The organism is Brucella tritici (assembly GCF_902825325.1).
GTDB lineage: Bacteria > Pseudomonadota > Alphaproteobacteria > Rhizobiales > Rhizobiaceae > Brucella.
Genome location: NZ_CADEAR010000013.1, coordinates 15,993 through 28,456 on the forward strand (window position 1 = coordinate 15,993; position 12,464 = coordinate 28,456).

Sequence of the window (12,464 nt, forward strand, 5' to 3'; positions counted from 1 at the left end):
CGGGCCCGGTTCGGCCGGGCTCGCTTTTTCCTTTGGGCTTCAAGCCCCGCGACTGTGAATGAACCAGAAGGATTGCGTGATGCCGCTGGTCGAAATTTCCAATCTCAAGGTAGCCTTTGATGACGTACCGGTTCTGCATGGTATCGACCTCTCGATTGAACGAGGCGAAGCCGTGGGACTTGTCGGTGAATCCGGCTGCGGTAAATCTGTGACCTGGCTTGCGGCGCTCGGTCTTCTGCCGAAGAAGGCGTCGATCTCCGGTAGCGTTCTCCTTGAGGGAAGAGAATTGCTCACTGCGTCGCGCGGTACGCTCGAAAACATTCGCGGTGGCCGTATTGCGATGATCTTTCAGGACCCGTCGAGTTCCTTGAACCCGGTTATTCGGGTTGGGCGCCAGATCGAGGAGGCAGTGCGACTTCACCGTAACCTGAAAGGACCAGCAGCCCGGGCAGAAGCTTTGCGATTGATGGAACTGGTGGGGATACCGGATGCAGGCCGACGCATCGATAACTATCCGCACGAATTTTCCGGTGGTCAAAACCAGCGTTTGATGATTGCCATGGCGCTGGCAGGTAATCCCGATATCCTGATTGCAGATGAGCCTACGACAGCACTTGATGCCACGATTCAGGCTCAAATTCTTGATCTATTGGCTGCGTTACGTGCGGAAACCGGCATGGCTGTGGTCTTTATCAGTCATGATCTTGGTGCAGTTTCGCAAATTTGCGAACGGGTCTCCGTCATGTATGCCGGGCGTATCGTCGAACAGGCGGGGACCGAAGCGCTTTTTACTGCTCCGCGTCATCCTTACACGCACGGCCTGTTCGATTCCATTCCCAGCCTTGAGGGCGGGCGCAGCTGGCTCATACCCATCGAGGGCACAGTTCCTGAGCCCGGCAAACTTCCGCAAGGTTGCGCATTCTCGCCACGCTGCTTGAGCGCGAGTGACCTCTGCGCACGAAGCCTGCCGAGACTCGGTGTTCCGCAGGGCGATGCCGGTGAGGGGCGTATGGTCGCCTGTTTTCATCCCTATCCGGCCGCATCGCATTTGCTGCCGTCCATCGGTGGCCATATTTCAACCCCGGCGAGCACAAGGGCAATAGCACAATGACAGCCGCTCTCATCGAAGCTCGCGATCTTGTTAAAACATACACGTCGCGCAAAGGCCCTTTTGCAAAACCGGTCGCAGTGCGCGCCGTCGACGGGCTTTCTATATCGGTCGCTCCGGCAACAACTCTGGGCATCGTTGGCGAGTCCGGTTCGGGTAAATCCACGACGGGTCGGTTGCTTCTAGGTCTCGAAGATCCCAGTGAGGGAGAAGTCACGTTCGAAGGTTCAGCCCTACCTCGCCAGAAGACTGCTGGCTGGCGCGCTTTACGGGCGCGTATGCAACTCGTCTATCAGGACCCTCTGGCAGCTTTGGATCGACGCCTGCCGATTGGTCGTCAGATTGCCGAGCCGCTGGAAATCCATGGCATTGGAACACCTGCTGAGCAGAAAGCGCGTGTTGCGGAGCTGATGCGAGCGGTCGGTCTCCGCCCCGATCAGGCTTCTCGCTATCCGCACGAGCTTTCGGGCGGGCAGCGCCAGCGTGTCGTCATTGCACGCGCCATCGCATGCAAGCCGCAACTCATCGTTTGCGATGAGCCTGTATCGGCGTTGGACGTTTCCATCCAGGCGCAGGTTGTGAACCTTTTGCGCGATTTGCAGGAATGTGAAGGCATAGCCATGGTTTTCATCAGCCATGATCTGAAGGTGGTGCGTAATATTTCGGATCGTGTCGCGGTTATGTATCTGGGCCGTATCGTCGAAGAAGCATCCGCGGACGAAATTTTTGCCCGACCGCATCACCCCTATACGCAGGCGCTGGTGTCCAGTGTGCCGGTCGCCGGTGTTCCTCTCAGCGACCGCATCATCCTGCAGGGAGAGCCACCGAACCCTGCCGCGCGACCTGATGGTTGCGCCTTTCATCCACGTTGTCGTTTTGCGGCTGCGCGCTGCAGTAGCGAGACACCTGAACTCCTCGATATGCCAGCGGGACGCAAAGTGGCCTGCCATTTTGCAGGAACCCTGCAGACGGACAATTATCATGCTTAGATTTCTGATGGTTCGCGGGGTTCGCGCATTTGTGACTATTCTTCTTGTGGTGACATTCGCTTTCGTCGTCTTGCGCATGTCCGGTGATCCGGCCCAGATCATCATGGGGCCGGATGCTCCACCTGAAGCCATAGCTGCCTTCCGGAAGAACTGGGGACTTGATGACCCGCTCTGGCAGCAATATTTGCGTTATTTCGGAGCCATCGCGCGCGGCGATCTGGGAATATCGATGCGCGACGGCCAATCTGCAATCACACTGGTGACCGAGCGCATTCCCGCAACGCTTCAGCTTACGATACCGGCACTTCTGATCAAGCTTGGACTAGGCATTCCCGCCGGTATTTATGCTGCACTGCATCGCAACAGTGCTATTGACCGGGCGGTCATGGCGACCGCCGTCATCGGGTTCACTTTGCCGAGCTTCGTTTTAGGGCTGCTTCTCGTGCTGGTTTTCTCGGTTTCGCTGGGATGGTTGCCCTCTGGCGGACAGGATAGCTGGATGCATGCCATTCTACCCATCATCACCATGGGGCTTGGTGGCGCTGCGATTCTGGCGCGTTTCTCCCGCAGCGCGATGATCGAGATTCTGGGACAGCCTTATATTCGTACGGCGAGCGCCAAAGGTGTGTCCTGGCGCAATGTGGTATGGCGGCACGCACTGCCTAACGCGGCTATTCCGATTGTCACTATCGTCGGGTTTATGGTCGGATCGCTGATTGCAGGAGCAGTGGTTGTTGAATCGCTCTTCTCATGGCCGGGCGTGGGCAGGTTGCTCGTGGTCTCGGTTGCCAATCGCGATCTTGCTATCGTGCAATGCATCCTGCTTCTCGTGGCGGCGACGATGGTGATTTCCAATTTCATCGTCGACCTTCTCTATGGTTATCTCGATCCGCGTCTGCGTCAGGCGCAGGGCAAGGCGTGAGGCTGAACTGATGACGGATATGACCGCCAATACCGCCGCTGTTGCCGTGCAGCCGAAAAAGAACCGTAAAGGCATTCCGCTGATGGTCATCATCGGCTTTATCTGGATAGCCTCAATGATCCTGATTGCTCTGGCTGCGGACTGGATAAAACCCTACAACATCACAGCCTTTGACCTGAAAAACCGCCTCGCACTGCCGGGGAACGCACAGCACTGGCTGGGCACCGATGAGCTGGGACGTGACGTGCTTTCACGCCTTATCGAATCCATTCGTATTTCGCTGCTCATCGCATTTGGCGCCACGATTATCTCTGCGGTATTCGGAACGACGCTCGGTTTTCTCGCAGCGTATTTTCGAGGTACCGTAGAGCAGGTTGTCGTTATGCTGGCTGATTTTCAGGCAGCACTTCCATTCCTGATCTTGTCGCTTGCCGTACTTGCATTCTTCGGTAGCTCGCTTCTGCTTTTGACCTGCCTTATGGGCTTTTACGGTTGGGAACGTTATGCCCGTATCGCGCGCGGGTTGGCTGTCTCAGCGAATGCACAAGGCTATGCAGCAGCGGTTACCCAGCTCGGCGCTACGCCGTCGCGCGTTTATCTCAAGCATATCCTCCCGAACATTGCTTCGACGCTGATCGTCTCGATGACGCTGACATTCCCGGAGATTATTCTTCTCGAAAGCAGCCTTTCGTTTCTGGGATTGGGCGTGCAGCCGCCCATGACCAGTCTTGGCAATATGGTTGGTTATGGTCGCGAATATCTCACTCGTGCACCGTGGATCATGCTCGCGCCGTCATTTGTGATCATGTTCACGACGCTATCGATCAGCTTTGTGGGTGATTGGCTACGCGACAAGCTGGACCCGACGACGAGATAATGTCGGTCGCCTTCCCATACTTGGACCTTGCGATTCTGAAAGCGAGTTGTTTAGTGTGAGGCGACAGAATTTTTATGGGAACTGACGTCTTATGTTGAAGAATATCAATCCATTGCTGACCGGCTCGTTGCTCGAGGTTCTTGCCGATATGGGGCACGGAGACGATCTTGTGATTGTCGATGCCAATTATCCGGCGCAGTCCTCTGGTGTCCACGTACTGGATTTTCCGGGAACCACCGCAACGGATATGGCGGAAGCCGTTCTGTCACTGCTGCCTTTGGACGATTTTGTCGACAAGCCAGCTGCTGTCATGCAGGCGCCCAATGAAACGCCAGCGATTTTCAAGGAGTTTGATGCGGTCATAGAAGCGGCCGAGGGACGGAAGATTTCTGTCGATCCGATTGAAAGATTTGCCTTTTATCACCGCGCTCGCGATGCTTTCGCGATCATTCGTACGGGCGAGAAACGACTTTATGGCAATGTCATTTTCAAGAAGGGCGTCGTCCGCTCCTGAGCGGTGACATTAATATTGGCACATTAAAAACCCGGGCATTGAGCCCGGGTTTTTGCTTTCAGCTTTATTCCTGCGGCTTCTCGGCTTGATCCTTCATCGGGCCTTTGTGCTCACCACCCTTGTGTTTGCCCATGTGATGTGGGCCTTTGTGGTGAGAGCCTCTGGTCTGGTGATGCATCTTCGCAGCACGCATTTCGCTGCGATCAATTTTGCCATCCTCGTTCCGATCCAGTGCAGCGAATTCCTTCTTGCGCTGGTTCTCCACTTCCGCAAGCGTAACCTTGCCATCGCCATTGATATCGAGACGACGTTCCATGCGGTCGGCTGCACGGCTCACGATACGCTTGAGCGCCAGTGCTTCGATTTCGGCTCGAGAAAGTATGCCGTCGCCATCGGTATCGGCGGCCTTGAGATCATCCATGCGAGAGAACTTCTCAAGATCAATAGGACCCCGTTTGTCCTTCATATCTTTGCGTGGTGTAACGGCCGTCTCTGCTGCCGGTTTATCAGTATTTGCACTGCTGTTTTCTTGTGCTAGTGCAGGGAAAGAAAGCAAAGATGTTGCAATTACAGCGATAAATGCGGTCTTCGATTTCATGGCTATTTGACTCCGTTACTCTTTTACAGGGGCGCCGATAAAAGGCGTGCGAGTAATGTCTGTCTTTTTAGATGAACCGCATATGAATATGCCAATTAATTATCGGTAATGTATTGGGTTGTGTATGAGAAAACCGGAGCTGAAGCATTCTCTAAAGCAGGGAATCATCTGCTCATACGGAGATACATGTCTGTCCGAACGGGAAGATTTTGTCTGATCCTTCAGGATCAGTTATCAGCGGAAGCGTTTGTTTTCAGAAGAGAAAATGGTGGGTGATGTAGGGATCGAACCTACGACCCGCTGATTAAGAGTCAGCTGCTCTACCAACTGAGCTAATCACCCACTCGCTTTGCCGAGGCAGCGGCCCCGGTGAAGTGAGCGGTTCTATAACGGCCTCTTTTCCACCTGTCCAGCCTTCAACTGTAAAATTTCTGAAAAAAATGACAGTTTTCCCAAAAAGCCCGGAAATGCGGGTCTTTCGAAAATCCATTTCTGCGCGTTACCGCTGTCTTTTTCCGTGTGTGTATATTCTGGTTGTATTTCCTGAGCGCTCTTTTGAGAATCAGAAATGAGAGATTCTTGATTTGATTCATTTTTTCACGTCTCCGGCGTTGTAAGCCGAACCCTGCGGCTCCATATTCGCCAAGCTGGACTAATACGTCCGGTGGGGAGGTTTTGTTCAGGGAGTAGAGCCACGCCGCAAATGTCGCAGCAATGTCATCAATTATTGATGCTTGTCTGAGAAGCTACGGCATATAAAAGACTTGATCGGTTGGTAATGGTTCTGAAGTCACGGACACCGCCACCGCCCCTGGAATTTGTCAGAGCAAGGCGCTTCATGCACCGGGTTGCCCTTGCCGAAGAAAACAGAAACGGCTCACATCGTTTCAAAATCCGGTTCGCGACATTTGAGGACGGAATGGAAAGCATAATAGGCGATCTCGGACAGTTTATTTCCGATCATCGGTCATGGGCTGGGCCTATCGTGGGCATCATCGCCTTTGGCGAGTCTCTCGCCATTATAGGAATGTTCATTCCAGCCACTCCGATCATGATCGCCATTGGCGGCCTCGTGGGTGCCGGAATCATCGAACCCATTCCCGTCATTATCGGCGCGATCATTGGTGCTGTTATCGGCGATATTATCTCCTATTTCCTAGGCTGGTGGCTTGGCCGCAACATCATCCACAAATGGCCGCTCAACAAGCACCGCAGCGGTGTGGCGCGTGCGCGCCTTCTATTCCGTCGCTATGGTTTTTCGGCGGTGTTCCTGGGCCGCTTCTTCGGTCCTGTACGCTGCACCGTACCGATGGTTGCCGGCATGATGTCGATGGATCAGACGCGCTTCCAGACCGCTAATGTCCTGTCTGCCCTGGTATGGGCTCCACTGATGTTCCTTCCGGGTTGGTTGGCTGGCCGTGGCGCTGGCGTTTTTGCCAGAATGGACGGCGATCACATGTTCTGGTTCGTGATCGGGATCACGATCGCGACTATCATCGTGACGGTCATTGGCGTTCGTTTTTTCAAAGCCCGTCCACGTCGGGAGCGTAAGCGCCGAGTTCATGTCTCACCGGCCGAATAATAATCGGTCTCTTGTGCAGCAGGCTTCAGTCTGCTTAATAACAAAACCATATGTTCCATATGGCAACCGGTGTTGCTGAGGCTTGGAGCCTCGCAAGCACCTCATATAAGGTTCATCGCGCTTTATGCCCGACGACAGTTCTGACGATTCGTCTTCTCGAAGTCCGAGTTCCCCGAAGGGGTGTTCGGGCTTCCCGCGCGTTGAACAATTCCCGATAGTCTTTGTCCGCCAGGGGCTGGACCGCACAAAAGCGGCCCGGCCACAAACTGCTTGCGGCGTAGTTTCCAATTTTCATTTCTGCTGATCTTTAAAGGAGCCGACATATCATGGACTGGTCCATGGACTGGATTGCCGACCCCAATGCCTGGATAGGTTTGGTGACATTGGTGGTACTCGAGATCGTTCTCGGTATCGACAATCTCGTCTTCATCGCCATTCTGGCCGACAAACTGCCCCCGCACCAACGCAATCGTGCACGGCTAATCGGCCTTAGTCTCGCTCTTCTGATGCGTTTGGTACTGCTGGCGTCGATTTCCTGGATCGTCACTCTGCGAGAGCCCTTGGTGTCGCTGATGGGCATGTCCTTCTCGGGACGCGACATCATCATGCTGATAGGCGGCCTCTTCCTCCTCGCCAAGGGCACAATGGAGCTCCACGAGCGGCTGGAGGGCGATCATGGGCCAAAAAGTTCCAAGGTTGTGCATGCTGTGTTCTGGCAAGTGATCGTTCAGATTGTCGTTCTGGATGCGGTGTTCTCGCTGGATAGCGTCATCACGGCTGTTGGCATGGTCCAGCACCTGCCGGTCATGATGATTGCTGTGGTTATCGCCATCGGCGTGATGATGCTCGCTTCCAAGCCGTTGATGGACTTTGTCAACAAGCACCCCACCGTCGTCATCCTCTGTCTTGGCTTTTTGATGATGATTGGCTTCAGTCTGGTCGTGGAAGGTTTCGGATTCCATATTCCAAAGGGTTATCTCTATGCCGCGATCGGCTTCTCGGTATTGATCGAAGCGGCCAATCAGATGTCGCGACACAATCGTGAAAAGCTGGTTACCACCAATGATCTGCGAGAACGCACGGCAGGCGCAGTCCTGCGCCTGCTCGGTGGTGGTCGCGGTGAAAATCCGCTCTCTGATACGATTGATGTGATTGCCCAGCAGACAGCCGCCAGTGACGTCTTCCTGCCGGAAGAAAAGGAGATGATCCGCGGCGTTCTCGATCTGGCTGATCGACCTGTGCGTTCCATCATGTCGCCACGCAATGAGATCGAGTGGCTGGACCTCGATGAAGACGAAGCGGAACTGGATGCGGCCATTCGCAAGCTGTCACATTCACGCGTCATCGTTGCACGTCGTCAGGTGGATGAGTTCATCGGCGTGGCGCTTGTGAGGGATCTTCTGCTCGATATCGGCGACAGGAAGCCTATCGACTGGGACAAAATCGTAAAACAACCGCTTGTCGTGCATGAAAATGCAAATGTGTTGCGCGTTATGGAACAGTTGCGCAACTCACCTGTTCAGATCGCGGTGGTGGTAGACGAGCATGGTTCTTTCGAAGGCGTCGTGACACCCACCGACGTTCTGGAAGCCATTGCCGGTGAGTTTCCTGATGAAGATGAAGAGGCGGCTGTAGCGCAGTCGGACGGCCATGGTGGTTATCTTGTGGATGGCTTTACCGATATTCGTCGGCTGAGTGGTCTTCTTGAACGCGACCTTCTTGATGATGGTGATCGCTATACGACGCTGGCCGGTTATGTTCTCTGGCATCTCGGACACTTGCCGCTGGGTGGGGAAAGCTTCGTTGCCGATGGCCTGGAGTTCAAGATCGAGTCGATGAACGGTCGTCATATCGCCAAGGTACGCATTACGCCCTCAATCGACTACGAGGTTTAACAGGAATGAATTTGCGGGCTGGTTGATCTGGCTCGCAAATTATTTCACACAGTTAACTCCGATAAAATAAGTAGGTTATTGACAAAAGCCGAGAAGCCTTCAAAATTAACCTATCGTTCATTGTTGCGGCGAAAGCGCGACAATATTTGAGCGGAAGGCAATGAGGAGGCTAGGCATGAGGCGAACCGTTCAACTGCTCGCTACGAAAATGAAGAATACGTTTTTGCGTGTTCCGGCCTTTTTAGAGCAGCCTTGGCGCGAAATGAAGTTGAATGCGGAAGAGATTGCAGCGCGCCGCCGTAGTCGGCTGGAGCGTGGCGAGCATAATTTTCTCTGGTGCTGGCAGCATCGCGGTTTCTGGTGAGATCAGAAGTCCAAGAAAAGGTTTGAAGGCAGGGGGTGGAAGTCTCCTGCCTTTTGCATTTCATTTTATGGTTTCGATCCTGATGAGAATTATTTTCTCATGCCAGCATGTGGTTTGGGTACAGGTTCCATGAATGGCTTTGAAAGTAGTTTATATATTTAAATCAATGATTTAGATTGATTTTGTCTCTTCTCTCGTTAGATTTGTTTTCCGAAAACAATCCAGTTTAGAGCGCTTTTCGCAAACAGCGCGGTGGGGATGGGTCTAATGAGAAAAATTATTCTATATGCGGCGGTAGCCCTCGGTCTCGGCGCCGCTCCGGTTCATGCGCAGGAGTCGAAGGAAATCCTCAACGTTTCCTATGACATCGCGCGAGAACTCTACGAACAGGTCAACAAGGCCTTCATCGTAGACTGGAAGACCAAGACCGGTGAAGATCTGACCGTCAATCAGTCTCATGCGGGCTCCTCGAAGCAGGCGCGTTCGATCCTGGAAGGGCTTGAAGCGGATGTGGTTACCTTCAATCAGGTGATCGACGTGCAGGTCCTGCATGACAAGGGCAATCTCATTCCGGCCGATTGGCAGAAGCGACTCCCGAACAACTCGTCACCCTACTATTCATTCCCTGCTTTCCTCGTTCGTGAGGGCAATCCGAAGAACATCAAGAATTGGGATGATCTGGCGCGTGACGACGTGAAGGTGATCTTCCCGAATCCGAAAACTTCGGGCAATGCGCGCTATACCTATCTTGCTGCGACGGCGTACGCGAACGAAGCATTCAAGGGCGATCAGACAAAAGTTCACGAATTTATCGGGAAGATTTTCAAGAATGTTCCCGTGTTCGATACGGGCGGTCGTGGCGCAACGACGACTTTTGCCGAACGTGGCATTGGCGACGTGTTGGTGACCTTCGAGGCTGAAACACGCGGAACCGAGAAGGTTCTTGGCCCCGACAAATATGACGTTGTCGTACCGGAAGTCAGTCTGCTGGCAGAGTTTCCTGTTACGGTCGTCGACAAGGTGGTAGACAAGCGCGGATCGCGCAAGATTGCCGAAGCCTATCTCGATTATCTCTATTCGCCGGAAGGCCAGGAGATTCTAGCTCAAAACTTCAACCGCGTGCATGACAAGGATGTCATCGCAAAACATAAGGATATCTATCCCGATGTGCGGCTCGTGACTGTTGAAGATGCTTTCGGTGGCTGGGAGAAAGTTCAGAAGGAACATTTCGCCGAAGGCGGAGTGCTCGATCAGCTCTTCACCGGCAAATAAACAGAGCCAATTGGCGATCCCTGAGGGATCGCCTTGCTTTTTGGAAAAATCCAGTGGCGCTTCTAAGCATGAAACGTAATTCTGTGCTGCCGGGGTTCGGACTGACCCTCGGCTGCACTTTGCTTTATCTGGCTGTGATCGTGGCCTTGCCACTGTTGGCCATGATTCTGAAAACGGCAAGTCTCGGCTGGAGCGACTTCTGGAGTATCGTGACCTCAGATCGGGCACTGGCGACCTATAAGATCACCTTGAGTGCAGCTGCGGTAGCAACAGTATTCAATGGCCTATTCGGTCTTTTGCTGGCCTGGGTGCTGACCCGATACGAATTTCCCAGCAAACGCCTGATTGATGCTGCAGTCGATCTTCCTTTCGCGCTGCCGACTGCCATAGCAGGTCTGGCATTGGTGACGCTCTTTGCCCAGAATGGCTGGTTCGGACGGTTCCTTGAACCGATTGGAATAAAGGTTGCCTATGCACCGCTCGGCATCATGATCGCGATGTTTTTCACCAGCATTCCATTTGTTATCCGCACGGTGCAGCCGGTACTGGAGGATATGAGCGCTGATGTGGAAGAAGCTGCCCGTAGCCTCGGGGCCAGCTCTTGGCAGACATTCTCACACATTATCTGGCCGACCATCTTTCCATCTTTCCTTGCAGGCTCGTCGCTTTCCTTTGCGCGCAGCCTCGGTGAGTTTGGTTCGATTGTTTTTATCTCGGGCAATCTTCCCTTCGAGACTGAAGTGACATCGCTGCTCGTTTTCATCCGGCTTGATGAATATGATTATCCAGCCGCCGCAGCACTTGCATTCGTGATGCTCGTTACGGCGTTCCTGATGCTTCTTGTGACCAATCTCATTCAGGCAAGGCAGCTTCGTTATGCAGAACGCTAACGCAAGTTTACAGGCGCGAAACTCCGGACCTGCACGCAATCTGTTGATCTGGCTGGCGGCGGGCTTGTCGGTGATCTGCATCGGAGCACCGCTTGCAGTCATCTTCTCCTATGCGTTCAGCAAGGGCGTTGATGTCTTCTTCGGTGAAATATTGAAGCCGGATACATTGCATGCGGTCTGGCTGACCATTCTGACGGCTATTGTCGTGGTGCCTATCAATATGGCGTTTGGTGTTTGCGTCGCATGGCTCGTAACCAAGTTCCGTTTCCCCGGACGACGGCTGCTGATTACTTTCGTGGAAATACCGTTCTCAGTCTCTCCCATCGTGGCCGGTGTGACCTATCTCTTCCTCTACGGATCACAAGGTTTGCTGGGGCCATTGCTGGAAACCTACGACATCAAGATCATGTTCACGGTTCCGGCAATCTTTCTTGTCAGCCTCTTTGTCACTTCGCCTTTCGTGGCGCGTGAACTGATCCCGCTGATGGAAGTGCAGGGGAGTGAAGAAGAAGAAGCAGCTCTGACGCTTGGAGCCAATGCCTGGCAAACCTTCTTCTACGTGACCTTGCCTAATATCAAATGGGCATTGCTCTACGGTGCTGTACTTTGCAATGCGCGTGTGATGGGAGAGTTTGGAGCAACGTCGGTCGTTTCGGGTGCCATCCGAGGCAAGACCAATACGCTGCCGCTTCAGGTGGAACTACTGTTCAATGACTATAATGTCGCCGGTGCATTCGCTGCGGCTTCGACGCTTGCACTGATCGCTCTTCTGACACTTGTCTTGAAGGTTCTGCTTGAACGCAGGCAAGATGCTTAAATACAAAAAAGCTTGAGCGGTTCCATTTGACTGGAACCGCTCTCACGGTCACGCTGCTTGGGAAAGCGTGTTGTTTATCGGTTCTCTGTGAAGAGAAGATGCGAGGATAATCCCTTCCGGCCAGCGGCTGAATCCACTTGCTACATTTATGTGTCCGGCATGGCCGAGATCGACAAATCCCGATCCCCACACATGGGACAGAGCTTCTGCCTTGGCAAAGCTCATATATTCATCGTTGCGGCTTGCGACGACGATGGACGGAAAACCCAGCTCCTGGCGCGGGAGCGGAGTAAAGCTCTGGAACCGATCGTCCTTACGAGCCATTGTTTCGGCGTCAGCCGGTGCAACCAGAAGGGCGCCCGCCACATGAGCCGCCGACGGGCGGCTGGCCAGATGTGCGACCAGTGCGCAGCCGAGACTATGGGCGACCAGAACTGCGCCCGGATTTTCGGCGAGTTTGGATTCGAGTGCGTGCATCCAGTCGGATAACACCGGATAGTGCCAGTCGTCCTGTTCGACGAGCAATGCTGACGGATCGTCATGCAACCATTGGCGCTGCCAGTGGCCTGCTTCCGATCCCTTGAAACCGGGGATGATTAATGTCGCAGGCATGCGTTTTTCCTCTTGGATAAGGCC

Annotated in this window: 13 protein-coding genes and 1 tRNA gene; 11 read left to right on the plus strand and 3 right to left on the minus strand. The window is 53.7% G+C overall.

The window, feature by feature from the left end; genetic code table 11:
* Positions 1 to 58: 58 nt before the first annotated feature.
* The 5 genes from HWX93_RS17655 to HWX93_RS17675 all read left to right on the plus strand — a co-directional run bounded on the left by HWX93_RS17655 (position 59) and on the right by HWX93_RS17675 (position 4,410).
* Entirely contained in the window at positions 59 to 1,111 is a 1,053-nt protein-coding gene (locus HWX93_RS17655; protein ID WP_176038100.1) for an ABC transporter ATP-binding protein, read from the plus strand.
* Positions 1,108 to 2,097, plus strand: coding sequence for an ABC transporter ATP-binding protein (locus HWX93_RS17660; protein ID WP_176038101.1), 990 nt, complete (start codon positions 1,108 to 1,110; stop codon positions 2,095 to 2,097). The genes HWX93_RS17655 and HWX93_RS17660 overlap by 4 nt, the downstream gene beginning before the upstream one ends.
* On the plus strand, positions 2,090 to 3,019 hold the full coding sequence (locus tag HWX93_RS17665; RefSeq protein WP_176038102.1) for an ABC transporter permease: 930 nt from the start codon (positions 2,090 to 2,092) through the stop codon (positions 3,017 to 3,019). Before HWX93_RS17660 ends, HWX93_RS17665 begins: the two co-directional genes overlap by 8 nt.
* A 10-nt stretch (positions 3,020 to 3,029) precedes the next feature.
* A complete protein-coding gene (locus HWX93_RS17670; RefSeq protein WP_176038103.1) occupies positions 3,030 to 3,896 on the plus strand; it encodes an ABC transporter permease in 867 nt (288 codons plus the stop codon).
* Positions 3,897 to 3,987: 91 nt separating this feature from the next.
* On the plus strand, positions 3,988 to 4,410 hold the full coding sequence (locus tag HWX93_RS17675) for an RbsD/FucU family protein (protein ID WP_176038104.1): 423 nt from the start codon (positions 3,988 to 3,990) through the stop codon (positions 4,408 to 4,410).
* 64 nt (positions 4,411 to 4,474) lie between these two features.
* Here the strand turns inward: HWX93_RS17675 and HWX93_RS17680 are convergent, their stop codons facing one another.
* Together HWX93_RS17680 and HWX93_RS17685 are read right to left on the minus strand one after the other, a co-directional pair.
* Complete coding sequence (locus HWX93_RS17680; protein ID WP_176038105.1) at positions 4,475 to 5,008, minus strand: EF-hand domain-containing protein; 534 nt, start codon at positions 5,006 to 5,008, stop codon at positions 4,475 to 4,477.
* Positions 5,009 to 5,274: 266 nt separating this feature from the next.
* A tRNA-Lys gene (locus HWX93_RS17685) sits at positions 5,275 to 5,350 on the minus strand.
* 577 nt (positions 5,351 to 5,927) lie between these two features.
* Here HWX93_RS17685 and HWX93_RS17690 point away from each other — a divergent pair.
* The 6 genes from HWX93_RS17690 (at position 5,928) to cysW (ending at position 11,828) form a co-directional block, all read left to right on the plus strand.
* Complete coding sequence (locus HWX93_RS17690) at positions 5,928 to 6,590, plus strand: DedA family protein (protein WP_109988532.1); 663 nt, start codon at positions 5,928 to 5,930, stop codon at positions 6,588 to 6,590.
* Between the two features lie 326 nt (positions 6,591 to 6,916).
* A complete protein-coding gene (locus tag HWX93_RS17695) occupies positions 6,917 to 8,485 on the plus strand; it encodes a TerC family protein (protein ID WP_176038106.1) in 1,569 nt (522 codons plus the stop codon).
* 175 nt (positions 8,486 to 8,660) lie between these two features.
* Positions 8,661 to 8,849, plus strand: coding sequence for a hypothetical protein (locus tag HWX93_RS17700; RefSeq protein ID WP_176038107.1), 189 nt, complete (start codon positions 8,661 to 8,663; stop codon positions 8,847 to 8,849).
* A 267-nt stretch (positions 8,850 to 9,116) separates the two neighbouring features.
* Positions 9,117 to 10,121, plus strand: coding sequence for a sulfate ABC transporter substrate-binding protein (locus HWX93_RS17705; protein ID WP_176038108.1), 1,005 nt, complete (start codon positions 9,117 to 9,119; stop codon positions 10,119 to 10,121).
* Positions 10,122 to 10,189: 68 nt separating this feature from the next.
* On the plus strand, positions 10,190 to 11,011 hold the full coding sequence (gene cysT, locus HWX93_RS17710; protein ID WP_176038109.1) for a sulfate ABC transporter permease subunit CysT: 822 nt from the start codon (positions 10,190 to 10,192) through the stop codon (positions 11,009 to 11,011).
* Entirely contained in the window at positions 10,998 to 11,828 is an 831-nt protein-coding gene (cysW, locus tag HWX93_RS17715; protein ID WP_176038110.1) for a sulfate ABC transporter permease subunit CysW, read from the plus strand. The genes cysT and cysW overlap by 14 nt, the downstream gene beginning before the upstream one ends.
* A 48-nt stretch (positions 11,829 to 11,876) precedes the next feature.
* On the opposite strand, the gene HWX93_RS17720 is transcribed toward cysW, so the two are convergent.
* On the minus strand, positions 11,877 to 12,440 hold the full coding sequence (locus HWX93_RS17720; protein WP_176038111.1) for an alpha/beta hydrolase: 564 nt from the start codon (positions 12,438 to 12,440) through the stop codon (positions 11,877 to 11,879).
* Between the last annotated feature and the right edge of the window lie 24 nt (positions 12,441 to 12,464).

Coding starts and splice junctions, on each gene's coding strand:
- HWX93_RS17655 (WP_176038100.1), top strand. CDS start 59: ATGAACCAGAAGGATTGCGTGATGCCGCTGGTCGAAATTTCCAATCTC.
- HWX93_RS17660 (WP_176038101.1), top strand. CDS start 1,108: ATGACAGCCGCTCTCATCGAAGCTCGCGATCTTGTTAAAACATACACG.
- HWX93_RS17665 (WP_176038102.1), top strand. CDS start 2,090: ATGCTTAGATTTCTGATGGTTCGCGGGGTTCGCGCATTTGTGACTATT.
- HWX93_RS17670 (WP_176038103.1), top strand. CDS start 3,030: ATGACGGATATGACCGCCAATACCGCCGCTGTTGCCGTGCAGCCGAAA.
- HWX93_RS17675 (WP_176038104.1), top strand. CDS start 3,988: ATGTTGAAGAATATCAATCCATTGCTGACCGGCTCGTTGCTCGAGGTT.
- HWX93_RS17680 (WP_176038105.1), bottom strand. CDS start 5,008: ATGAAATCGAAGACCGCATTTATCGCTGTAATTGCAACATCTTTGCTT.
- HWX93_RS17690 (WP_109988532.1), top strand. CDS start 5,928: ATGGAAAGCATAATAGGCGATCTCGGACAGTTTATTTCCGATCATCGG.
- HWX93_RS17695 (WP_176038106.1), top strand. CDS start 6,917: ATGGACTGGTCCATGGACTGGATTGCCGACCCCAATGCCTGGATAGGT.
- HWX93_RS17700 (WP_176038107.1), top strand. CDS start 8,661: ATGAGGCGAACCGTTCAACTGCTCGCTACGAAAATGAAGAATACGTTT.
- HWX93_RS17705 (WP_176038108.1), top strand. CDS start 9,117: ATGAGAAAAATTATTCTATATGCGGCGGTAGCCCTCGGTCTCGGCGCC.
- cysT (WP_176038109.1), top strand. CDS start 10,190: ATGAAACGTAATTCTGTGCTGCCGGGGTTCGGACTGACCCTCGGCTGC.
- cysW (WP_176038110.1), top strand. CDS start 10,998: ATGCAGAACGCTAACGCAAGTTTACAGGCGCGAAACTCCGGACCTGCA.
- HWX93_RS17720 (WP_176038111.1), bottom strand. CDS start 12,440: ATGCCTGCGACATTAATCATCCCCGGTTTCAAGGGATCGGAAGCAGGC.